Below are 22,850 nucleotides of genomic sequence, written 5' to 3' on the forward strand. Positions count from 1 at the left end.
ATGAGCTTCCTGATCTCTCCTGCATACGCAGAAGGCGCTGCTGTAGCACCTGATTCCGGCATGTTTAACATTCTGTTCCTGGTCGGCTTCGGTCTGATCTTCTACTTCTTCATGTGGCGCCCACAGGCAAAACGTGCAAAAGAGCACCGCGAACTGGTTGGTGGTCTGTCGAAAGGTGACGAAGTCCTGACTGCTGGCGGCATCCTGGGCAAAGTAGTTAAGCTGAACGATGACTACGTTGTTCTGGAGGTAAGCGAAGGTACTGAGCTGACTTTCCAGAAAAACCACGTGTCTGCGGCACTTCCAAAAGGCACCCTGAAAAGCATCTGATCTAACGCTTAATAAGGAAACGCCACTTACAAAGTGGCGTTTTTGTATCTGATAGGGACAGGGCACCATGCTCAACCGATACCCCCTCTGGAAAAACCTGCTGGTCGTATTCGTACTGGCACTGGGTGCGTTATACGCTGCACCAAACCTCTATCCGGATGACCACGCCATACAGGTGACGGGCACCCGTGATATTTACACGGTCGATCAACAACTGATGAGCCGTGTAACCAATGCCCTGGAAAAAGCGGGTATTGAGATCAAATCCTCCGAGCTGAACGAACGTAACGGTCTGATCCGCTTTCCTGATGGCGAAGCGCAGCTGAAGGCGAAAGACGTTGTCGCCAGTGTTGTCGGCGACAACTACGTAGCAGCGCTCAACTTGGCACAGACCACCCCTGACTGGCTGACCTCCATCGGCGCCGGTCCAATGAAATTGGGTCTGGACCTGCGTGGCGGTGTGCACTTCCTGCTGGAAGTTGACCTGCCAACCGCCGTGTCGCAGAAGCTGGACAACTACAACTCCGAGATTAAGCGTAAGCTGCGTGATGAGAAGTTGCGTTACCGTACTGTGGATACACAGGATAACGGTGCGCTGGCGGTGAAGTTTCCTAAGCTGGAAACCCGCGATGCAGCACTGAGCTTCCTGCGTAAGGAGTACCCGGATTTCCTGGTCACCAACGACGACCGCGATGGTGCGTACTACGTAGTGGTGAACCTGTCTGAAGCCAAGATTCGCGAGATCGAAGACTACGCGCTGAAACAGAACCTGACGACCCTGCGTAACCGTGTCAACGAACTGGGTGTGGCTGAACCGTTGGTACAACGTCAGGGCCGTAACCGTATCGTCGTGCAGTTGCCGGGTATTCAGGACACTGCAGCGGCCAAGAAGATCATCGGTAAGACCGCAACGTTGGAATTCCGTCTGGAAGCGAAGACCACTGCATCCCGTGCGACCACCGAAACCTACGAGTTCCGTAGCGAACCGGGTCGTACCGCCGTGCTGGAAAAGGCGATCATCATCAAGGGTGATAACGTAGCCAACGCGCAGGCGAGCTTCGACGAAAATGGCATGCCGCAGGTTAACATCAACCTGGATAGCCAGGGCGGTGAGCTGATGAACCGTACCACCCGCAACGCGGTTAAGCGTCGCATGGCGGTACTGTTTGTTGAGGACAAAGAGCGCACGGTAACCAAGCAGGTTAACGGCGAGACCGTAACCGAGAAGATTCGTTACCAGGAGAAGAAGATTATCTCCCTGGCGACCATCCAGTCCGTATTGGGTAACCAGTTCCGTATCACCGGTCTGGACGGTGCAGGCGAATCCTCCGAGTTGGCACTGTTGCTGCGTGCCGGTGCGCTGGCTGCGCCAATCTACTTCGTGGAAGAGCGTACCGTGGGTCCTAGCCTGGGTGCAGAGAACATCGAACTGGGTGTGACCTCCGTACAGATCGGTTTCGCCCTGGTACTGATCTTCATGCTGGTGTACTACCGCGTGTTTGGTTTGCTGGCAAACGTGGCGCTGACCCTGAACCTGGTGCTGCTGGTGGCGGTGATGTCGATGCTGTCGGCAACCCTGACCCTGCCGGGTATCGCCGGTATCGTACTGACCGTCGGTATGGCCGTGGACGCCAACGTTCTGATCTTCTCCCGTATCAAGGAGGAGCTGAAGAACGGTCTGCCGCCGCAGTCTGCGATCCACGCCGGCTTCGAGCGCGCATTCACCACCATCTTCGATGCCAACATCACCACCTTACTGGCGGCAGTGATCCTGTTTGCTATGGGTACCGGTCCGGTGAAAGGCTTCGCTATCACTCTGTCCGTGGGTATCGTGACCTCCATGTTCACTGCGATCATGGTAACCCGTGCACTGGTTAACCTGGCCTACGGTGGTCGCCAGCTTAAGAAGCTGTCGATCTGAGGGAGCAAGAGAGATGACTGAAAAGATTTTGAACTTCATGGGCCTGCGCAAAGTTGCGACAGTGTTCTCGGCAGTCCTGCTGCTGATCTCGATTGGTTCCCTGGCGGTTAACGGCCTGAAGCTGGGTCTGGACTTCACCGGCGGTAGTCTGGTGGAGGTGGGGTACGAACAGCCTGCCGACCTGAACCGTGTACGTGGCCAGCTGGAAGCAGCGGGTTACGACGATGCGGTAGTACAGACCTTTGGTTCGCCAACCGATATCCTGATCCGTCTGGGCCAGGACCACGACCCGAAACTGGGTGACAAGGTGGTTGCTGCGCTGCAGGAAGGTGAAACTCAGGAACTGACCCTGCGTCGTAACGAGTTTGTCGGCGCCCAGGTGGGTGAGGAACTGCGTGAACAGGGTGGTCTGGGCATGCTGCTGGCACTGTTCATGATCATGGTGTACGTGGCGTTCCGCTTCCAGTTCAAGTTCTCTGTGGGGGCGGTATCCGCCTTGGCACACGACGTACTGATCGTGCTGGGCTTCTTCTCCGTATTCCAGCTGGACTTCGACCTGACGGTACTGGCAGCAGTGCTGGCGGTAATCGGTTACTCCCTCAACGATACCATCGTTGTGTCTGACCGTATCCGTGAGAACTTCCGTAAGGTGCGTAAGGGTACGCCAATCGAGATTATGAACATCTCCCTGAGCCAGACCCTGGGCCGTACCTTAGTAACCTCCTTGACCACCTTGCTGGTGCTGGTTGCGCTGGCGGTGTTCGGTGGTGAGATGATCCACGGCTTTGCCATTGCCCTGTTGGTGGGTGTACTGATCGGTACTTACTCCTCCATCTACGTGGCGGCGAACGTGCTGATCATGATGAATCTGACCAAGGAAGACCTGATGCCACCGGAGAAGGAGGAGGAGGTCGACGACCGACCTTAAGCTGTTGGTGTATAGCTATTGCGCTTGGCTGTGCTGCGTTAAAAGTCTGCTCAAGATGCTCATTTACTCCCGGTAAACTGCGCTCTTTCACAGACTTTTGCCTTGCCCAGCCTGCGCTCATAACGTTCTACCCACAACAGCTCTTCTCGGAAAGAATCTTAAAAGCCAGCTAAATGCTGGCTTTTTTTGTTTTACGGCCGATAAAACGCCTGCTAAGTGCCTGAAATGAAGATAGAAAGCACGACATGCGTTAGACTCATAGAATTAGATTTCGAATTGAATAGGCAAAACCATCCGCATGGGTAATAACTGGATCGAAAAAGACCCTCATGCCGCCGCAGAGGCGGAGAAATACGGTAACGCGATTCCTAGCCGCGCCTTCATTATGGAGTTCCTGGATAACTGGAATGCGCCGATCAGCCATCGTCACCTGTGTCGCGAGCTGGAGATTTACGATCCGGCCGTGGCCGACCCGCTGATGCACCGCCTCAAGGCGATGTGCCGTGATGGCCAACTGATGAGCAACCGTAAGAACGAGTTCTGTCTGATCAAACGTATGTCGCTGATCCAGGGGCGTGTGATCGGTCACCGTGACGGTTTTGGTTTTGTGCAGCCGGATGAAGGCGGCGATGACCTGTTCCTGACCCCGCGCGAGATGCGCCAGGTATTTGATGGCGACCGTGTACTGGTGCAGGAAGTAGGTGTCGACCACAAAGGGCGCCGCGAAGGTAAGATTGTTGAGGTGCTGGAGCACTGCACCCGCAAGCTGGTGGGGCGCTTTACCGGTGACAACGGTTTTGGTGAACTGATCCCGGAAAACCAGCGTGTCACCCAGAAAGTCCTGATCGTGCCGGACCCGGAAAACCGCCTGGAATACCAGGATCAGCAGTTGGTTGTGGTGGAGGTGTTCCGCCAGCCGGGTAAACGCCAGATGCCGCAGGCCCATGTGGTTGAGGTGCTGGGCGACCACATGGCACCGGGGATGGAGATCAAGGTTGCGATCGCCAACTACGATGTGCCGAACGAGTGGCCGGATACGGTACGCCAGGAGATCGGTGACCTGACCGCTGAGGTGGAAGAGAGCGCTAAGGCCAACCGCGTCGATCTGCGTCATTTGCCACTGGTCACCATCGACGGTGAAGATGCCAAAGACTTTGATGATGCTGTCTATGCCGAGAAGAAAAAGTCCGGTGGCTGGCGTCTTTGGGTGGCGATTGCGGATGTGTCCTGGTACGTGCGCCCGGGCAGTGCGCTGGATCTGGAAGGTCACAACCGGGGTAACTCGGTGTACTTCCCTGAGTTCGTGGTGCCGATGCTGCCGGAGCTGCTCTCTAATGGCCTCTGCTCCCTGAATCCGCACGTAGACCGTCTGGCGATGGTGTGTGAGATGACCATCAGTGCCGCCGGTAACCTGTCGGGATACAAGTTCTACGAAGCCGTGATCCAGTCCCACGCACGCCTGACCTACACCAAGGTGGGCAAGATGCTGATGCAGCCGGAGAGTAAAGACGGCAAGTCCCTGCGTGGCCAATACGCAGATCTGATGCCGCATCTGGAAACACTGCATGGCCTCTATCACAGTCTGCGCGCAGCGCGTGAAGAGCGTGGTGCGATCGACTTTGAAACCACTGAAACCCGTATCCTGTTTGGTGATGAGCGCAAGATCGAGAAGATCGTGCCGGTGTACCGCAACGATGCCCACAAGCTGATCGAGGAGTGCATGCTGTGCGCCAACGTGGCGACCGCACGTTTCCTGGCCAAGCTGAAAGTGCCATCGCTGTACCGTATCCATGAAGGACCAAAAGAGCAGAAACTCAGCAGCCTGCGCGCCTACCTGGGCGAGCTGGGATTGAATCTGGGTGGTGGTGATGAACCAACGCCTGCGGACTACCAATTGCTGGCTGAGCAGATCGAAGGTCGCCCGGATCGTCATGTGATCCAGACCATGATGCTGCGCTCCATGCGTCAAGCGGTCTACAGCCCGGACAACAAAGGCCACTTTGGTCTGGCGTATGCTGCATATACTCACTTCACCTCCCCAATCCGCCGTTACCCGGACCTGATGGTGCACCGTGCAATCCGTGCCATGATCCACTCAGCGAAAGAGGACCGTTCAATTGGCCGTCCGGATGAGTTCAGCCCCAACCTGGATTTCCAGTATGGCTACACCCTGGAGCAGATGCTGCAGCTGGGTGAGCACTGCTCCATGACAGAGCGTCGTGCGGACGATGCAACCCGTGATGTGGTGGCGTGGCTGAAGTGCGAATACATGCAGGATCAGGTGGGTGAGGAGTTTGACGGCGTCATTTCTGCTGTGACCGGCTTTGGCGTTTTCGTTGAGCTGGAAGACGTGTTTGTTGAAGGCTTGATCCACGTGACCGCGCTGCCAGGGGATTACTACAATTTTGACGCGGCTAAGCAGCGCCTGGTGGGCGAGCGTACCCGCAAGAACTTCCGTCTGGGTGACCGTTTGCGTGTGCAGGTGGTGCGTGTAGACCTGGATGAGCGCAAGATTGACTTCGAGCTGGTCAAAACCATCGAAACCCGTGAAAAGGTGAAGAAGCGTCAGTTGCTGGCGGAAGGCAAAATCAGTGCGCCGTCCGAAGTTGGACGTAAAGCCGATTACGGCAGCAAGCACGAGTGGGAGAGCAATCGTAAGCCGCGCAAGCGTCCGGTCTCGACCAAAGCTAAGGCGAAAGATCCGCACAACCCACGCCGTAAGCAAGAGAGTGAAGCCAAAGACAAGGCTCGCCTGGAAAAGCTCTCACCGGCCGAACGGGAACTGGCTGAGCTGGCGCCGAAATCCAAAGGCAAGAGCAAGAAGTCCCTGAAGCGCAAAGGCAAGGCGGGCAAAAAGGCCTCTGTGAAAAAGGTGGTTGCAGCTAAAGCAACCACGAAGAAGGGCGCCAAGAAAAGTCCTAAGAAAGTCGCCAAGAAGCCTAAGCGTTAACCTGCATAAAAGCTGATTGCAGAGGGCAAACGCCATAAGGCGTAGCCCAGGCTTAGCAGAACGATCCCTGCGCCCAGCCAATAGCGAAATGCTGTTGGCTGGGTGTAATTCCCCTCCTGATCCATCTGCCAGCGCAGCAGCGCGGCAAAGAACAACCCCACCGTACTGCCGGCCACCACATCCAGCGGCCAGTGAACCCCCAGCAATACTCTTGAGAGTGCCACCGGTGCGATCAGTGCAAATGTCGCCAGGTAGATCCTGCGCTTTGTTCGTGCCTCATATTTATGTGCCATCAGCACCGCCCAGCCTGCCAGCAGTGCGGCTGCGCCTGCAGCATGTCCGCTGGGGAAGCTGGCGCTTTCGTAAAGCTGTTGGCCGATCGCTGGGCGTGGCCAGTCAAATAGCAGCTTCAGCAGTGTATTGATCGCCATGGTGGCTGCGACGGTGCCAGCAAAGCAGAGCGCGGCTGACCGGTGTCGGTAAAACCAGAGCAGCAGGGCTGTGGATAAACTGCCCAGCGCCAGGAACAGGCCGTCCCCCGGCAGGGTGCTCAGCGTTATCGTGGGCAAAAGGTGCTCAGGCAGGCTCTGCATCCGTTCAAAGGTGCTGTGCTCCCAGGAGGGCAGCGCCCAGTATAGGCGCACGCCGATGCAGGCAAGCAGGGTGGCCAACATGCTGGTCGCGAACAGGCGGGTACGCAGCTGCCGGTGGGGGTGTTCTGCAAAAGGGTGCAGGTAGCGGTAGAGCCAGTTGCCGGGTTCCAGCTGGTGGTGGGCCGCCTGAAATAGCACCGCGACAAACATCAGCAGGGCGATCAGCTGTAACCAGATATTCCAGGTCATTTGCAGCTCTTCTGCCTGTTGGCCGAGCCAATAGGCGGGCAACAGGGATACCGGCGCCCAACAGGCGGCGGAGAGCAGGTTAAAGACCAGGAAGCGCTGTGGTGGCATTGCACAGCTTCCTGCGACAAAGGGGATCACTGCCCTTATAGGGCCAACAAAACGCCCCAGGAAGATGCTGCGGCCGCCGTAACGGGCGAAGAACCTCTGGCCTTCCGTCAGCCAGTTGGGATGTCGCTTGATGATCGGAAGGGTTGAGATCCAGTGGCTGGCGTAGCGACCCAGCAGGTAGCTGAGCCAGTCGCCGATCACAGCGCCGATAAAACCGCTCAGCAGCATGAAGGGCAGTGACAGCGCCTGTTGGCCGGCAAACCAGCTTAATGTGGCCAGAATCGCGATCCCGGGAACGAGAATGCCAACAAAGGCGAGCGACTCCAGCATGGAGAGGACGCCAATTGCCAGCAGAATGCCTAGGCTACTGTTGCTGTTGATCCAGGTGATCAGGTCGTCCAAGGCGATCATCCCTTAGCAGTAAAGCAATAAAGAAGAGTTAACATGTCCTAATACTGTAATCATAGATATGAAATTGATTACCTCTGTTATAATTTGCGCCCAAACCGACCGGCTACGGAACCACTTTTGATGAACGAGATCATCCTGCTCACTATTTCCGGTGATGACAAACCGGGTGTTACGTCCGCAATCACCACTATTCTGGCGGAAAACCAGATCAATATCCTCGATATCGGCCAGGCTGTTATCCACAACACCCTGTCCCTGGGGATTCTGATCGAGGTGCCTAAAGAAGCGGAAAGCTCACCCATGCTGCGTGACTTGCTGTTTAAGGCCCACGAACTGAACATGAATATCCGTTTCCAGCCGGTGGACGCGGATGAGTACGAGGGCTGGGTGGATGGCCAGGGTAAATCCCGTCATATCATCACCCTGCTGGCGCGTAAGATTACCGCAGATCATATCGGGCGTGTGACACGTATCGCTGCAGAGCATGGCCTGAACATCGACAACATCAGCCGTCTCTCCGGCCGTATCTCCCTGCAGGACGCTACTGAGCAAACCAAGGCCTGTGTAGAGTTTTCCGTGCGTGGTGCACCGCATGATGATGCTGCATTGCGTGCCGAGTTCCTCAAGGCTGCCAGCGATCTGGACGTGGATATCGCCTTCCAGGAAGACAATATCTATCGCCGTAACCGTCGCCTGGTGGTGTTTGATATGGACTCCACCCTGATTGAAGCGGAAGTGATCGACGAACTGGCGAAGGAAGCCGGTGTAGGTGATCAGGTGATCGAAATCACCGAAGCCGCGATGCGCGGTGAGATCGATTTCAATGAGAGCTTCCGTCGTCGTGTCGGCTTGCTGAAAGGTCTGGATGCCTCTGTGCTGCAGGATATCGCCGAACGCCTGCCGATGACCGAAGGTGTGGAAGAGCTGGTGTCTAACCTGAAAGCGCTGGGCTTCAAAACCGCGATCCTATCCGGTGGTTTTACCTACTTTGGCCACTACCTGCAGGAGAAGCTGGGCTTCGACTATGTGCACGCCAATGAGCTGGACATCGTTGACGGCAAAGTAACCGGTGAGGTGAAGGGCACCATCGTAAACGGTGAGCGTAAAGCTGAGCTGCTGCGCGAGATTGCTGAGAAGGAAGGCGTATGTCTGGAGCAGACAATCGCTGTCGGTGACGGCGCTAACGACCTGCCGATGCTGTCTATTGCTGGTTTGGGTATCGCCTTCCGTGCGAAGCCACTGGTGCGCCAGAGCGCGAAACAGGCGATCTCTACCCTGGGTCTGGACGGTATCCTGTATCTGATCGGTTTCCGCGATCGTGATGCGCTGAAGTAATGCAAAAGCAGCTAACCGCTGCGTAGAGAAAACCCTTTGGATTTCCCTGTATATCAGGGGGATCAAAAGGTTTTTTTTGTGCGTATTGCTTGGCGGGCCTTAAGGATCGGTCTGGTGTACAGGCGGGTTCCCATCACCAGAAACAGTATCAGCAAGGCATTCTGGATCTGATGGGCATTGCCGCCTTCGAGGAATAGCAATGACTCGCCTACAAACGCAAGGCAAAACAATATCACCAGCTGGCTCGTTTGATCGAGAAGGCTAATCATTTGAATTCTATATCCCCTTTGTTGCTGATCTGTTTTAACAGTACAGAGAAGTATAGACGTGATTGTCAGGATTGCCTGAGAGTAGATCAATGGCGAGGGGGGAAATAAAAAATCCCCGCAAGACGTCTGCCTTACGGGGAGGATTAGTCTACAAGTCAGTGACTAACTGAAGAATAGAAAGCAATCAACAGCCTGTGGTTGCACAGCCTGCAGCCAGTATAGTTAGCAGACTTTTATATTTCGAATGGCTATTTATATATATCTAATGGAGATATCAACTGTCGAAGAAGTCGTAATCCATCGCGTCTTTTGGTGACTGCAGGTAGTTACCCTGTACAAAGTCGACACCCGCTTTCCAGAGAGTGCCCATAACGCGGGTGCCTTCTACCAGCGGTGCGATAGTGACTTTCTTCTGTACTTTCAGCATGTGCAGCAGCTTCATAACGTCTTTATTGTCAGCACCGGCTTCGTTCAGCTCCTGAATGTAGCTGCCATCCAGCTTCACGTAGTCCGGGTTGATCTGTTTCAGGACCAGCTCGGAGTTGATAGAGCTGCCGAAGTGCTTGATACAGATCTGGCAGTGCAGCTTGCGCAGGCTGTCGGCAAACAGCTTGGCGTGCTTCAGGTAAGAAGATGCATCGGTCTCACTGATCTGGAATACCAGATAGTTGGCAGGCAGGCCTGCTTTGCGTAGCAGTTCAGCCAGCCACAGCAGCGTCTTGCGGTCTCGCAGGGTGCGGCTGGAGAGGTTGATAAAGACGCGGTTGCGTTGCTTGCGGCGGAACTCACGCTGCATGTTCAGCATGGTTTCCTTGATCACCCAGCGATCCACCTTGATGCTGATATCGGCTTGGTCCAGCGTGTCGAGGAAATCGTTTGGCGAGATCTCTTCACCGCTCTCGCCCAGCAGACGCAGGAAGGTTTCGTAGTGGTGATCAGTGACGTTCTGGCTGTTCAGGGCAACAATCGGCTGGAACAACAGCTTCAGGTTGTTCTGCTGAATCGCGTCTTCCAGCATGAAGACCTGATCGGTGGAATCGTCGGTGTTGCTCTCGGACGGCTCGTAAAGCTTCACGCCGTTACCGCGCTGGTTCTCGGCGCGGATGCTGTCGGCAGCAGAGCGAGCGCGCTCCAGAATCACCTTACGCGTAGGGGTGTTGTCACTGATGGTGGCGACACCGATGGAGCTGGTGGTCTGGATGGTGGTGCTGCCCGACTCGGAGATGTTACCGGAAATCGCTTTACACAGCTTTCTGGCCAGATTGTAGGCTTTGTCCGGATTCGGGTCGTGGTACACCACTGCAAAGCTGTCTTCCTCCGGGCGTGCCAGCAGGTGAGCTTTGTTGACGTGTTTCTTCAGCAGGGTAGAGATATCACGCACAACCTGGTCGCAACCTTCGATACCGATATCGGAGCGGATCTCCAGATAATTATCCAGGCTGATGTAGAGTAGGTTACAGTCGGCGCCACCTTCCAGTGCACGCTGCAGGGTTTCATCCAGTTCGCTGTTGAAGTGCTCCAGGTTATACAAACCGGATACCAGATCCAGTTTGTCCTGCAGTACCTCTTCCTTACGTTCAGCGCTTAGTGTGACCTGAATGCAGGCGCTGTTGTTGTAACGCGCCGGGCGCAGGGCGAGGTTGGTATCAAATTCGGTTTCGTCGGCACGTACTGCTGTCAGCTGCAGGCTGGCGCTACGCAGGTTTTCCGCTGGCATGCGCTGTAGCTGTTCCTGAAGCTCCTCTTTGTGGTTCTGGCTGAAGCAGAGGCCCAGAGAGGTGCCGATCAGGGTTTCCGGGGATTCGAAGCCCAGCAGGGACGCCATGCTCTGGTTGGCAAACAGGATGGTGTCGCCGTCACAGCAGGCAATTGCGTGCGTGGAGCTTTCCAGCAGGGATTCGTACTGTTTCTCAGCATCGGAAAGCGCGGATTCAGTCTGGCGCAGCTTGCGGCGGGCTTCCAGGTTTTCAAGCTCGCGGCGGATCGCCAGAATCAGGAGTTCTTTCTCTTCCAGTGGCACAACGGCCTGGATGTTGTTCTTCAGACCCTGCAACAGATAGTGGCTGTCGGAGTTTGGTACCAGCTGAATGAGGGGGATATCTTTGTCGAGGCGACGCAGGTGGTGCATCGCGTTTTTACCGCTGAAACCGGACTGATCGGTCGTGAACAGAATGGCATCCCAGGAACGCTCACTCAGGGCGTCCAGGAACTCCTGTTCGGTTGATACCAGATGCCCGCGTGGCGCAAGACGAGATGCGCGCAACAGACGAATGATCGGATCTGTCTCTTCTGCAGACATACCGAGAAACATCAGTTGTACGTTCTTTCTCAATCTCTGACGTCGCCGTGTCGAGAGCTGGTCTAAGACCGCTTTGGTTGCAAATGAAGGTGATTGAGTCATGCGCTATCCCCGGGCGCTTGAATTTCAGTCCTTGGTTTTAGTCGGTCAAGTGTATCGGCTTAAACTTTAAAAGTCAGGACATATTTTGACCAGCTATTGATATAAAACAAAATTTAACCGGCGCGAAAATTTTTAAGAAAAAACACTGGAAAAAGTAGGGGGAGAGGGCAAAGAGAGTGGCTGGGGTAGGAGGATTCGAACCTCCGCATGCGGGAATCAGAATCCCGTGCCTTACCGCTTGGCGATACCCCAACAATGTCGCTCGAATGAGCTTTAATGCAGGCTCTCAGTGAGAGCAAATGGTGGCAATAGCGGGACTCGAACCTGCGACCCTCGCATTATGAATGCGATGCTCTAACCAACTGAGCTATATTGCCGTGCTGTTGAGGTCGCGAATTATTCTCTGTTTTGGCTTATGTGTCAACAGCTTGTATGCGAAAAAAATTAAAAAATCGGCAATTTTTTTGAAGCGTCAAGCAAAGTGATTTTGGCTGGTTATTTGTTCGCCAGAGTTGGTTGATTGGTGTGCAGTTTGGGGTAAGGAAGGAGGCGGGGGAGAAACAAAAAAGCCGATCTCGAGGGATCGGCTTTTTTAAGAAGGGTTAGGTCGCTTACACGTTGAAGCGGAAGTGAACGACGTCGCCGTCTTTCACGATGTAGTCCTTACCTTCCAGGCGCCAGCGACCGGCTTCTTTTGCACCTTGTTCGCCGTTATATTCAACGAAGTCATCGTAAGAGACCACTTCGGCACGGATAAAGCCTTTTTCGAAGTCGGTGTGGATAACCCCAGCTGCCTGTGGTGCGGTAGCACCCACCTTAACGGTCCAGGCGCGCACTTCCTTAACACCGGCGGTGAAGTAAGTCTGCAGGCCCAAAAGGTTGTAACCGGCGCGGATTACACGGTCCAGGCCAGGTTCTTCCATCCCTAAGTCTTCCAGGAAGACGTCACGCTCTTCGTCGTCCAGCTCGGCAATCTCGGCTTCCAGCTTGTTGCAGATCGCAACGATCTGAGCGCCTTCAGATTCAGCCAGCTCGCGCACAGCGTCCAGGTGTGGGTTGTTTTCGAAACCATCTTCATCAACGTTGGCGATGTACATGGTTGGCTTAACGGTCAGCAGGTGGAACTGCTTGACCAGCGCGGCTTCGTTGTCGTCCAGCTCCAGGGAGCGAACCGGTTTGCCTGCACCCAGGTGATCCTGCAGACGCTCCAGCATCTCTTTCTGCTTGATCGCATCTTTGTCGCCGCTTTTTGCAACACGCAGAACACGCTGTAGCTGCTTCTCAACAGACTCCAGGTCTGCCAGTGCCAGCTCGGTGTTGATGATGTCGATATCTTCCAGCGGGTGGATACGGTTGTGAACGTGCTGTACGTCGTCGTCTTCGAAACAGCGAACAACGTGAGCGATCGCATCGGTTTCGCGGATGTTGGCCAGGAACTTGTTGCCCAGACCTTCACCCTTGGAGGCGCCTGCTACAAGGCCGGCGATATCCACAAACTCCATGGTGGTAGGGATAACTTTCTCGGGGCTTACGATCTCGGCCAGTTTGTCCAGACGAGGATCAGGCATTGGTACAACACCGGCATTTGGCTCGATGGTACAGAACGCGTAGTTTTCAGCCGCGATGCCTGCTTTAGTCAGAGCGTTGAACAGGGTGGATTTGCCGACGTTCGGCAGACCGACGATACCGCATTTAAAACCCATGGTGAGTCCTACCGTTAACCTTTGAAACTGTGGAGTTGATTCATCGCTTTTGCCCAGTCGCCTTTGATGGCTTCAGGCAGATAGCGGATCGATTCGTGAATGGCGGCATCAGTTGCCTGGCGTTCACTGACCGGTGCTTTGCTCAAGACAAAACCGGAAACCTGGCTGGCGTGGCCTGGGTGGCCAATACCTATGCGCAGGCGGTAAAAATTCTTGTTGTTGCCCATCTTACTGATGATGTCGCGCAGGCCATTGTGGCCACCGTGACCACCCCCTTTCTTGAAACGAGCGACACCCGGAGGCATATCCAGCTCGTCGTGAGCAACCAAAATGGATTCAGGGGGAATTTTGAAGAAATTAGCCAGGGATGATACTGACTGGCCGCTCAAGTTCATGAATGTTGTGGGTACCAGCAGGTGAAGGGGCTGGCCATCGATATGAACTTTTGCGTAGAGCCCGTGGTATTTCTTTTCGGGCTGCAGGGAGGTGAGTTGTTGAGCAGCAAGCTGCTCAACAAACTCAGCACCGGCATTGTGACGGGTATTTGCGTATTGTGCTCCGGGATTTCCCAGACCAACGATAAGCTGAATCTTGTCGTTCATGCCGGTACCTTATGCGTTAAAGCGGGAGTAATTACTTACCAGCTTTAGCACCACGTGGAGAGTAAACGTAACCGATACCCTGGTCGTGGTCTGCGCCGCGACGCAGTGCAACGATTTCTACACCTTCTGGCAGAGTGATGTCAGACAGGTGAAGAACCTGGCCAACTTCTGCAGAGGACAGATCTACAGTCAGGGATTCTGGCAGGTTGTCCGCCAGGCACAGGATCTCTGCAGTGTTTTTCTCAACTGCGAACTTAGCAGCGCCTTTAGAAGCAGCAGACTGTTCGAAGTTTACGAAAGACAGAGGAACAGTGATCTTGATCTTAGTAGTCTTAGTCACGCGCTGGAAGTCTGCGTGCAGAACTTCTGGACGTGCTGGGTGACGCTGCAGGTCTTTGATGATTACCTTGTCTTCTTTACCGTCCAGCTTAACAGTCAGGATAGAAGAGAAGAAAGATTCGTCCTGAATGTCTTTGATCAGTTCGTTGTTAGGGATGGAGATAGCGATAGGCTTCTTGCGCTTGTCACCACCGTAAACGATACCAGGAACCAGACCTTCACGACGCAGGCGGCGGCTCGCACCTTTCCCCTCGTCTTCACGCGCTACAGCGTTGATTACAAATTCAGACATTTTTAATACCTTTAATAAGCAAAACTGCAAACCTCCGCGACCAGAGCTTTGCAGTTGATTGATGCCCTTGTGGGCGATTTAATGCCCTGTTCTCGCGAACAGGGCGCACAGCGGATGCCGCTTAGCGGAACATCGCGCTGATGGATTCTTCGTTGCAGACACGACGTACCGCTTCAGCCAGCATAGGTGCCAGAGTCAGCTGACGAATCTTCTCGCAAGATTTCGCATCGTCAGACAGCGGGATAGTGTCAGAAACAACCAGCTCATCCAGTACAGAGTTGCGGATGTTGTTGATTGCCGGGCCGGACAGTACTGCGTGGGTAGCGTACGCTACAACGCGGGCTGCGCCGTTGTCTTTCAGTGCCTGTGCCGCTTTGCACAGGGTGCCTGCAGTGTCGCACATATCGTCGACCAGGATGCAGGTACGGTCCTGAACATCACCGATGATGTTCATAACCTGAGATTCGTTTGCGCGTTCACGACGTTTGTCGATGATCGCCAGGTCGCAGTCCAGCTGTTTTGCAACAGCACGGGCGCGAACTACGCCGCCTACGTCAGGGGATACAACCATTGCATTGTCATATTCCTGGTCAACGATGTCGTCCAGCAATACTGGAGAGCCGTATACGTTATCAACAGGAACGGAGAAGAAGCCCTGGATCTGGTCAGCGTGCAGGTCAACGGTCAGAACGCGGTCGATACCGATGTTGGACATCAGGTCGGCAACCACTTTAGCTGTAATAGGTACACGCGCAGAACGTGGGCGACGGTCCTGACGGGCATATCCGAAGTAAGGAACAACCGCAGTGATTCGGGAAGCAGATGCACGACGCAGGGCGTCAACCAGTACAATCAGCTCCATCAGGTTGTCATTGGTAGGCGCACAGGTGGACTGGATTACAAATACATCCTTGCCACGCACGTTTTCCTGGATCTCGACGGTTACTTCACCGTCGCTGAACCGGCCAACGTTTGCTTTACCCATGGGAATATCCAGACGCTCAACAACTTTGCGAGCCAGTTCCGGGTTAGCATTCCCGGTAAAGACCATCATCTTGGACACAACGTGCACCTTTTCGGTAATTGGATCGGAATTTATGTCAGAAAGGGAACCGGTCATGAGCAATTGGCTGGGGTAGGAGGATTCGAACCTCCGCATGCGGGAATCAGAATCCCGTGCCTTACCGCTTGGCGATACCCCAGTATTCTCCTGTATGGAGGATTCGGCCTCCCGTTTAAAGAGGCGCACATTCTCTAAGATGCGCTGACGAAAGTCAACACCGAAGCACTTATCTCAGTGCTGTCCATTCCTTGATGATTAACGTGATGCTGAGCGTGTCCCTGCTCAACCGGATTTTACCCGGCAAAGTGTATCTGTCGTGCTGACTGTAACGCAAATAGTTTACCTGCCAGCCATCCTGGTGCAACTGGGATAAGCGATTGTTGCTCAGTTGATGCTGGAAAGGCGAATCCGGTGATGGCAGGCCCCGTACCCACCATTGAATCTGCTGCACTGGCACGGCCCAACCAAGAGTATCGTACATCAGGGCTTCCGGGGAGCTAGCCTGGTAGTCGCCCTCACCGGCAATGCTGATTTTCACATCACCCGGCTGCCCCACAATGCGTGCACCACCCTGACCAAGCGGGCCGGTCATTTCGATGGCGTATTGCTGATCGAGTTGTTGCCAGTACAGGTTGGCGGACTGGCTGTCGTCCGGGGTGCGGATGCCGATCTTGCCACTGAGTTCCCAGTCGGTGATGGCGGCCATCTCCAGCTGGTATTCAGCCCAGCTACCAGCTGGGACCGCAACCGGCTGTTGAACGCTCCATGCACTACAGCCGGACAGAACGATCAACAGGCTCAAAGCCGAAATGCGTAACAGTGACATTATTACCGTGCCCCGATAGCCTGGGCTGCTTCCTGCAGGTGACTGTTATCCGGATCTTTCGCCAGGGCTTCATCCAGTAGTGCACGTGCTTTCTGTTTATCACCGTTTGCCCAGTACGCTCGCACCAGGTGACCTATCACTTCGCCGTCCTTGATCTCATCGTACGCGCGTTGCAGATACTGGATCGATTCTTCATAGCGCTGCAGTTTGAACAACACCCAACCCATTGAATCGATTATCGCTGGATCGTTTGGGCGGATCTCCAGAGCTTTGGCGATCAGCTCATAGGCTTCTTCATAACGCTCGGTGTGGATCGTGAGGGTATAACCCAAGGCGTTCATGGCCAGGGAACTGTCGGGCTCAATCTCCAGAATCTTGCGCAGGTCCTCTTCGGCACGGGCAAAGTCGATGCTTTCCAGCATCATGGCGCGGGTGTACAGCAGGTTGACGTCATCGCTGTAGCGCGTCAGTGCTTCTTCCAATACGACCAGCGCGTCATCGGTAAAGTTGTGCAGATTCAGCCACTCCGCTTCCATGGTGTATAGCTGGCTGGCCAGGTCAGGACGGGTTTTACGCAGGTCGCCGATGATGCCGGTGAGGCGTTCACGGTCCTCAGGTGAATCGAGCAGTGCGGATACACGACCGATTGCCTGGAATGTGGTTGCGGGATCATCAACCTTGAGATAGTGATCGATAGCCTGGTCGATTTGACCTTGCTGCTGAGCGATGGTGCCTAAATAGAAGTAGGGACGGGTATCGTTGCTGTTCTGCTCCAGCAATTCATTCAGCAGGATTTGAGCGTCATCACCGCGATTGTTTTCCAGCAGCAACAGTGCCAGGTAGAACTTGAGCTGGTAGTCCTTGTTGTTGATCGCCAGGATCTCCTGGGCCTGGGCTACACCTTTTTCTATCTGACCTGACTGAAACAGCAACTGGGTGTTGAGGATCATCAGCGACTGATTGTCAGGCTGGGACTTCAGCGCCGGTGCCAGTGTCTGCAGGGCCTGAGTAAACTGGCCACGCAGGCGCAGCAGTTCCGCTTTCTGGGCAATGGCATCGGCGCTGCGTGCATCAATGGCCAAAGCGGTTTCGTAAGCGTCCAGCGCAGCATCAAGGTTTTTCTGCTGTTTATAGAGCAGTCCCTGGGTGACCAGCACGTCGGTTTGGTTCGGTTCTTTATCCAGCAGCTGGGTGAACAGGTTGATATAGCCGCTGATTACCTCGTTGGGCATTTCGGGAATCTGCCCACGGATCACCGCCAGCATTCGCGGGCGGTCAAATTCAAGGGCACGCTCCACCAGTGGCATCGCCTCTTCGTAACGCTTCTGGTGCAGCAGGATGCTGGCGGAGATTTGGTACGGTTCGGCATTTTCCGGATCGGTTTCGATCCAGAGCCCCGCCGCTTCGGTGATGCCTTCCACACTGCGCAGGTACTGCGCGACGCGGGTGGCACGCTCGGCAATCGCCGGATCACGGTTCAGGCGCGCCTGCTTGATGTAGTTGTTCAGGGCAAGATCAAACTGACCCTGTTGGCCTGCCAGTTCGGCAACCAGCAGCTCATAGATCGACTCGCGGTTGAACTCGCCCGGGGTATAGGTCGGCGGCTGCACAACGTAGGCATCCTGTTCACGAGTGTTCTGCATGCTGCAGCCGGAGAGTAGGGCGGCAGTGATTAAAGCGTAGAGGCGTATTTTCATGTGATGATGAGCCGGCGTCCCTGTGTTTTCAGGTCACTATAGATGAATCTTGGGGTGAATGTCAGTCTACCAGACTGTGGACTGCATCCGGGCTGCTTGGTTCAGAATCGCTTTTGCTCTGCGTTTTGCGGCTTTACGTACGAAAGTATGGTGTCAGATCAGCGAAATAGCGGAGCGTATTTTTAACCTTTTGCACAAAGCGTTGTATCATAGCGCGCTTGATTTAAATCACTGGACTGCATTCGTCTTTTACAGAGGTAGTTTTTGGGCGTTATGGCTTTATTGGCGTTAGGTATTAACCATAAAACCGCTCCGGTATCGGTGAGGGAACGTGTTGCGTTTACTCCCGAGCAGCTTACGGACGCGTTGTCTGACGCACGCGTGTCTGCCTCTCTGAAAGAAGTGGCGATTCTGTCCACCTGTAACCGCACCGAACTGTACTGCACCACCGAACTCGAAGGTACCCGTGCCCTGCTTGAGTGGCTGGGGCGTTTCCACGATCTTGATCCCGACCAGCTGCAGCAGTGCTCCTACGCGCATTGGGGGGAAGACGCCGCCCGCCATATGATGCGTGTGGCCAGTGGTCTGGATTCCCTGGTACTGGGTGAACCGCAGATTCTGGGGCAGTTGAAGTCCTCGTTCGCGCTCTCACAGGATGAAGGACACGTAGGCGCGGAGCTGGGGCGTCTGTTCCAGCAGACGTTCTCTGTAGCCAAACAGGTCCGTACCGATACTGCCATTGGTGAGAACCCGGTTTCTGTGGCTTATGCCGCCGTAAGCCTGGCACAGCATATCTTCTCGGACCTGAGCAGCAGCCGTGCGCTGCTGATCGGTGCCGGTGAAACCATCGAACTGGTGGCACGTCACCTGGCGCAGGCGGGCGTGCAGGATATTACGGTGGCGAACCGTACATTGAACCGTGCACTGTCGTTGGCAGAAGAGTTCAACGGTAAGGCGATTCTGCTGGGTGACATTCCCGAAGCGCTCAGCGATGCAGATATCGTGATCGCCTCCACGGCCAGCCAGCTGCCGATTCTGGGCAAAGGTGCGGTGGAAGCGGCACTGAAGAAACGTAAGCACGAACCGATCTTTATGGTGGATATTGCGGTACCACGTGATATTGAACCGCAGGTTGCCGATCTGGATGATGTGTATCTGTACACTGTCGATGACCTGAAAGAGGTGATCGAAGAGAACCAGCGCAGCCGCGAAAATGCCGCGCGTGAAGCGGAAGAGATCATCGAAGCGGGTGCCCATGAGTTTATGCGCCAGCTGCGTTCCCTGCTGGCGGTGGATACCCTGACCGCCCTGCGCAGCCAGGCGGAGCAGACCCGTGATCAGGAGCTGGAGAAAGCAATGCGTCAGTTGCGTAACGGCAAAGACGCGGAAGAGGTGTTATCTCAGCTGGCCCGTGGTCTAACCAACAAAATGTTGCACCAGCCTACCATTCAGATGCGTAAAGCCAGTGCCGAAGGCCGCACTGAAGTGCTGTCGGCGGTGCAGGAGCTGTATCAGCTCTCCGAACCGGATCAGAACGATACCAAATAAATGAAAGAATCCATTCTTGCGAAATTAGAGAAGCTCAGCGACCGCTACGAAGAGCTTGCTGCGCTGATGTCTGATGCGGACGTAATTTCCGATCAGAACCTGTTCCGTGACTACTCCAAGGAGTATGCGGAGCTGGAGCCAGTAGTAAAAAGCTTTGCTGCTTACAACGAGGCACTCTCCGATCTGGAGGAAGCCGAAATAATGCTGAAGGACGACGATCCGGATATGCGTGAGATGGCGAAGGATGAGTTTTCCGATGCCAAGGCGCGTATTGAGTCACTGGAAGTAGAGCTGCAGATCCTGCTGCTGCCAAAAGACCCGAACGACTCCCGTAACGTCTTTCTCGAGATCCGTGCCGGTACCGGCGGTGATGAAGCGGCGATCTTCTCGGGCGACCTGTTCCGCATGTACTCTCGCTATGCGGAAAGCATGGGCTGGAAAGTTGAAGTGGTCAGCGCCAACGAAGGTGAGCACGGCGGTTATAAAGAACTGATCAGCCGTGTAGTGGGGGCAGATGTGTTCTCCCGCCTGAAATTTGAATCCGGTGCTCACCGTGTACAGCGTGTACCGGAAACCGAATCCCAGGGCCGTATCCACACTTCTGCCTGCACCGTCGCCGTGATGCCGGAGATGGATGAGGTGGAGGCGATCGAGATCAACAAGGCGGACCTGCGCGTGGATACCTTCCGTGCCTCCGGTGCCGGTGGTCAGCACGTCAACAAAACTGACTCGGCGATCCGTATTACCCATATCCCAACCGGTGTGGTGGTTGAGTGTCAGGAAGAGCGTTCCCAGCATAAGAACCGTGCCAAGGCGATGTCGCTGTTGGCGTCCCGTCTGCAGGCTGCTGAGATGGAGCGTCATGCTGCAGAGCAAGCAAGTACCCGTAAGAGCCTGGTAGGCAGCGGTGACCGTTCCGAACGTATCCGTACCTACAACTATCCACAGGGCCGTGTCACCGATCACCGTATCAACCTGACCCTGTATAAGTTGCAGGAAGTGATGGCAGGTGAGCTGGGGCATGTGGTTGATCCCCTGATGAACGAGTATCAGGCAGAGCAGCTGGGCGCATTGTCCGACGCCTGATCTGTTTGCAAAGAACTGTTTCAAGGCCCCGATACTGTTTAGTACCGGGGCTTTTTTGTCTTAATCCGAAACGGCAATAACTCGCTCGTTGGTCGACTTCTGCGACCTGAGGCGTCAGAGTAGTATGAAAGCCGTTGTACAATCCTGCGGGTAGCACATGAATATTGAACAAGCTGTGGCGCAGCACGCGCGTTTACAAGAGGTGAGTGATTCCTCCCGTCTGGACGCTGAGCTGTTACTCTGCCATGTAATAGAGCAGCCACGCAGCTATCTGTTTACCTGGTCTGATCGGGAATTATCCACCGAACAGTCCAATGCCTATGAAGCACTCCTGCAGCGCCGTTTGCTGGGTGAGCCGGTTGCGCACCTGATCGGTTCTCAGGCGTTCTGGACACTGGATCTGGAGGTTACCCCCGATACGCTGATTCCCCGGCCTGAGACCGAAACCCTGGTGGAGGTGGCTTTGGATAAACTGGTGGATGGGCCTTACCGTGTGGCGGACCTGGGCACCGGAACCGGTGCGATCGCGCTGTCCCTGGCGTCGGAGCGCAGAAGCTGGCAGGTGGTTGGATGTGACCGCGTCGATGCTGCGGTTCAGCTGGCAGAGCGCAATCGCCAACGGCTGGAGATCAGCAATGCCGAGTTTGTTCAGGGGAGCTGGTTTGAGCCACTGCAGGGTAGGTTCGATATGATCGTCAGCAATCCGCCCTATATTGATCCCGATGATCCACACCTGCAGCAGGGCGATGTGCGGTTTGAGCCGCTCAGTGCGCTGATTGCCGATAATCAGGGGATGGCGGATATTGAGCAGATCGCCGGCACCGCGCGAACGTTTTTAAATGCAGGCGGTTGGCTGCTGTTTGAGCATGGCTATGATCAAGGACCTGTGTCCCGCGAGCTGCTACAACGGCTTGGATATACGAATGTAGAAACCATACAGGACCTGGGTGCACGCGACCGTGTCACCCTGGGCTGTTGGAGAGGTAGTGAAGACAATGCTGAGTGATGAACAGTTACTGCGGTACAGCCGCCAGATTATGTTGCCCGAAGTTGAGATCGATGGGCAGGAAGCCTGGCTGAACGCTTCTGTACTGGTGCTGGGTGTAGGTGGCTTGGGCAGTCCTGTGGCCATGTACCTGGCTGCTGCCGGAGTGGGTGAGCTGGTGCTGGTGGATGATGACGAAGTTGACCTCTCTAACCTGCAGCGACAGATCGCGCATACAACCGATCGTATCGGTGAGCCTAAAGTGGAGTCGGCCAAGGCAACACTGAATGCACTGAATCCGGAAGTGCGTATCCGTACCATCAACCAGCGCCTCTCCGGCGAGGAGATGGATGCGCTGGTGGCCGAGGTGGATCTGGTGGTTGATTGCACCGATAACTTCACCACCCGCTTCGCTGTCAATGAAGCTTGTGTAAAGCACAAGAAACCGCTGGTGTCGGGTGCGGCCATCCGCATCGAAGGCCAGGTGGCCGTGTACGATCCTCGCCAGGAGGATTCCCCGTGCTACCAGTGCCTGTACAAGCAGGGCGACGATGAGAACCTGACCTGCTCCGAGTCCGGTGTACTGGCGCCGCTGGTGGGTATCGTGGGCGCGGTGCAGGCGATGGAAGCCCTGAAAGTGCTGGCGAATATCGGCGAACCGTTGGTGGGCAAGCTGCTACTATTGGACGGTCGCACCATGGAGTGGCGCTCCCTTAAACTGCGTAAGGACAAAGCCTGTCCGATATGTTCAGAAGGGAATGCAGATGAGTGAAATGGAACAACTCTCCAACATCGATGAAACCGTGATTAAGGTACTGAGCGAGAGCAAAGTCATTGCCCTGGTTGGTGCCAGTCCTAAATCGGAACGTGCCAGCCATCGGGTGATGAATTATTTGCTGCAGCGTGGCTACGAGGTGATTCCGGTCAACCCGGTGCAGAAGGGCAACGCGATCCTTGGGCAGACTGTGGTGGGTTCCCTGGCGGAGATCGGCAAGCCGATCGATATGGTGGATGTGTTCCGTAATTCTGAAGCGGCGGGTGCTGTGATTGATGAAGCGATCGCCGTTGGTGCTAAGGCGGTCTGGCTGCAACTGGACGTGATCAATGAAGCCGGTGCTGCCCGGGCGCGTAAGGCTGGTCTGGACGTGGTGATGGACCGCTGCCCGAAAATTGAGATTCCTCGGTTGGGGCTCTAATCGATCCGTTCACACTCT

Annotated in this window: 18 protein-coding genes and 3 tRNA genes; 10 read left to right on the forward strand and 11 right to left on the reverse strand. The window is 55.1% G+C overall.

Going from position 1 to position 22,850, the window contains the following annotated elements:
• From yajC to rnr, 4 genes are all read left to right on the forward strand, one after another.
• Positions 1–330, forward strand: coding sequence for a preprotein translocase subunit YajC (yajC, locus tag ACEQ15_RS09905; RefSeq protein WP_370279004.1), 330 nt, complete (start codon positions 1–3; stop codon positions 328–330).
• A gap of 67 nt (positions 331–397) precedes the next feature.
• Positions 398–2,251 (forward strand): protein translocase subunit SecD, encoded by a 1,854-nt coding sequence (gene secD, locus ACEQ15_RS09910; RefSeq protein ID WP_370279005.1) that lies wholly within the window; start codon positions 398–400, stop codon positions 2,249–2,251.
• 13 nt (positions 2,252–2,264) lie between these two features.
• Complete coding sequence (gene secF, locus ACEQ15_RS09915) at positions 2,265–3,179, forward strand: protein translocase subunit SecF (RefSeq protein ID WP_370279006.1); 915 nt, start codon at positions 2,265–2,267, stop codon at positions 3,177–3,179.
• Positions 3,180–3,477: 298 nt separating this feature from the next.
• Complete coding sequence (gene rnr, locus ACEQ15_RS09920; RefSeq protein WP_370279007.1) at positions 3,478–6,129, forward strand: ribonuclease R; 2,652 nt, start codon at positions 3,478–3,480, stop codon at positions 6,127–6,129.
• Here the strand turns inward: rnr and ACEQ15_RS09925 are convergent.
• Entirely contained in the window at positions 6,126–7,481 is a 1,356-nt protein-coding gene (locus tag ACEQ15_RS09925; protein WP_370279008.1) for a phosphatase PAP2 family protein, read from the reverse strand. The two genes, rnr and ACEQ15_RS09925, sit on opposite strands and share 4 nt — an antisense overlap.
• A 129-nt stretch (positions 7,482–7,610) precedes the next feature.
• Here ACEQ15_RS09925 and serB point away from each other — a divergent pair, with 129 nt between their 5' ends.
• Positions 7,611–8,825 (forward strand): phosphoserine phosphatase SerB, encoded by a 1,215-nt coding sequence (gene serB / locus ACEQ15_RS09930; RefSeq protein WP_370279010.1) that lies wholly within the window; start codon positions 7,611–7,613, stop codon positions 8,823–8,825.
• A gap of 543 nt (positions 8,826–9,368) precedes the next feature.
• Here serB and ACEQ15_RS09935 read toward each other — a convergent pair.
• The 10 genes from ACEQ15_RS09935 to ACEQ15_RS09980 form a co-directional block, all read right to left on the reverse strand.
• A complete protein-coding gene (locus ACEQ15_RS09935; RefSeq protein ID WP_370279011.1) occupies positions 9,369–11,426 on the reverse strand; it encodes an EAL domain-containing protein in 2,058 nt (685 codons plus the stop codon).
• A gap of 246 nt (positions 11,427–11,672) precedes the next feature.
• Positions 11,673–11,747, reverse strand: a tRNA-Gln gene (locus ACEQ15_RS09940).
• Positions 11,748–11,795: 48 nt separating this feature from the next.
• Positions 11,796–11,872, reverse strand: a tRNA-Met gene (locus ACEQ15_RS09945).
• 234 nt (positions 11,873–12,106) lie between these two features.
• Positions 12,107–13,198, reverse strand: coding sequence for a redox-regulated ATPase YchF (gene ychF / locus ACEQ15_RS09950; protein ID WP_370279012.1), 1,092 nt, complete (start codon positions 13,196–13,198; stop codon positions 12,107–12,109).
• Between the two features lie 14 nt (positions 13,199–13,212).
• On the reverse strand, positions 13,213–13,800 hold the full coding sequence (pth, locus tag ACEQ15_RS09955) for an aminoacyl-tRNA hydrolase (protein WP_370279014.1): 588 nt from the start codon (positions 13,798–13,800) through the stop codon (positions 13,213–13,215).
• A 31-nt stretch (positions 13,801–13,831) separates the two neighbouring features.
• Positions 13,832–14,431: a 50S ribosomal protein L25/general stress protein Ctc gene (locus ACEQ15_RS09960; protein WP_370279015.1), complete on the reverse strand. Its 600-nt coding sequence runs from the start codon at positions 14,429–14,431 to the stop codon at positions 13,832–13,834.
• Positions 14,432–14,552: 121 nt separating this feature from the next.
• Complete coding sequence (locus ACEQ15_RS09965) at positions 14,553–15,494, reverse strand: ribose-phosphate pyrophosphokinase (protein ID WP_370279016.1); 942 nt, start codon at positions 15,492–15,494, stop codon at positions 14,553–14,555.
• A gap of 64 nt (positions 15,495–15,558) precedes the next feature.
• Positions 15,559–15,633 (reverse strand) — tRNA-Gln (locus ACEQ15_RS09970).
• Positions 15,634–15,720: 87 nt separating this feature from the next.
• Entirely contained in the window at positions 15,721–16,320 is a 600-nt protein-coding gene (lolB, locus tag ACEQ15_RS09975; RefSeq protein ID WP_370279017.1) for a lipoprotein insertase outer membrane protein LolB, read from the reverse strand.
• Positions 16,321–16,322: 2 nt separating this feature from the next.
• Positions 16,323–17,963, reverse strand: a complete 1,641-nt coding sequence (locus ACEQ15_RS09980; protein ID WP_370279018.1) for a tetratricopeptide repeat protein — start codon at positions 17,961–17,963, stop codon at positions 16,323–16,325.
• Between the two features lie 327 nt (positions 17,964–18,290).
• Between ACEQ15_RS09980 and hemA the strand changes: the two genes are divergently transcribed.
• The 5 genes from hemA (at position 18,291) to ACEQ15_RS10005 (ending at position 22,832) form a co-directional block, all read left to right on the forward strand.
• The gene (hemA, locus tag ACEQ15_RS09985) at positions 18,291–19,565 is read left to right on the forward strand and encodes a glutamyl-tRNA reductase (RefSeq protein WP_370279019.1); all 1,275 of its coding nucleotides are present in this window, start codon (positions 18,291–18,293) and stop codon (positions 19,563–19,565) included.
• On the forward strand, positions 19,566–20,651 hold the full coding sequence (gene prfA / locus ACEQ15_RS09990; protein WP_370279020.1) for a peptide chain release factor 1: 1,086 nt from the start codon (positions 19,566–19,568) through the stop codon (positions 20,649–20,651).
• A 157-nt stretch (positions 20,652–20,808) separates the two neighbouring features.
• On the forward strand, positions 20,809–21,657 hold the full coding sequence (gene prmC / locus ACEQ15_RS09995) for a peptide chain release factor N(5)-glutamine methyltransferase (RefSeq protein WP_370279021.1): 849 nt from the start codon (positions 20,809–20,811) through the stop codon (positions 21,655–21,657).
• Entirely contained in the window at positions 21,647–22,408 is a 762-nt protein-coding gene (locus tag ACEQ15_RS10000) for a molybdopterin-synthase adenylyltransferase MoeB (protein WP_370279109.1), read from the forward strand. Before prmC ends, ACEQ15_RS10000 begins: the two co-directional genes overlap by 11 nt.
• Positions 22,401–22,832, forward strand: a complete 432-nt coding sequence (locus tag ACEQ15_RS10005) for a CoA-binding protein (protein ID WP_370279022.1) — start codon at positions 22,401–22,403, stop codon at positions 22,830–22,832. The genes ACEQ15_RS10000 and ACEQ15_RS10005 overlap by 8 nt, the downstream gene beginning before the upstream one ends.
• Positions 22,833–22,850 lie beyond the last annotated feature (18 nt).

The sequence above is a fragment of the Pontibacterium sp. genome (genome assembly GCF_964228735.1).
Taxonomy (GTDB): Bacteria; Pseudomonadota; Gammaproteobacteria; order Pseudomonadales; family Balneatricaceae; genus Pontibacterium.

Bases quoted from the DNA above. Each gene is read 5' to 3' on its own strand.
- yajC (WP_370279004.1), top strand. From the start codon at position 1: ATGAGCTTCCTGATCTCTCCTGCATACGCAGAAGGCGCTGCTGTAGCA.
- secD (WP_370279005.1), top strand. From the start codon at position 398: ATGCTCAACCGATACCCCCTCTGGAAAAACCTGCTGGTCGTATTCGTA.
- secF (WP_370279006.1), top strand. From the start codon at position 2,265: ATGACTGAAAAGATTTTGAACTTCATGGGCCTGCGCAAAGTTGCGACA.
- rnr (WP_370279007.1), top strand. From the start codon at position 3,478: ATGGGTAATAACTGGATCGAAAAAGACCCTCATGCCGCCGCAGAGGCG.
- serB (WP_370279010.1), top strand. From the start codon at position 7,611: ATGAACGAGATCATCCTGCTCACTATTTCCGGTGATGACAAACCGGGT.
- ychF (WP_370279012.1), bottom strand. From the start codon at position 13,198: ATGGGTTTTAAATGCGGTATCGTCGGTCTGCCGAACGTCGGCAAATCC.
- pth (WP_370279014.1), bottom strand. From the start codon at position 13,800: ATGAACGACAAGATTCAGCTTATCGTTGGTCTGGGAAATCCCGGAGCA.
- ACEQ15_RS09960 (WP_370279015.1), bottom strand. From the start codon at position 14,431: ATGTCTGAATTTGTAATCAACGCTGTAGCGCGTGAAGACGAGGGGAAA.
- lolB (WP_370279017.1), bottom strand. From the start codon at position 16,320: ATGTCACTGTTACGCATTTCGGCTTTGAGCCTGTTGATCGTTCTGTCC.
- ACEQ15_RS09980 (WP_370279018.1), bottom strand. From the start codon at position 17,963: ATGCAGAACACTCGTGAACAGGATGCCTACGTTGTGCAGCCGCCGACC.
- hemA (WP_370279019.1), top strand. From the start codon at position 18,291: ATGGCTTTATTGGCGTTAGGTATTAACCATAAAACCGCTCCGGTATCG.
- prfA (WP_370279020.1), top strand. From the start codon at position 19,566: ATGAAAGAATCCATTCTTGCGAAATTAGAGAAGCTCAGCGACCGCTAC.
- prmC (WP_370279021.1), top strand. From the start codon at position 20,809: ATGAATATTGAACAAGCTGTGGCGCAGCACGCGCGTTTACAAGAGGTG.
- ACEQ15_RS10000 (WP_370279109.1), top strand. From the start codon at position 21,647: ATGCTGAGTGATGAACAGTTACTGCGGTACAGCCGCCAGATTATGTTG.
- ACEQ15_RS10005 (WP_370279022.1), top strand. From the start codon at position 22,401: ATGAGTGAAATGGAACAACTCTCCAACATCGATGAAACCGTGATTAAG.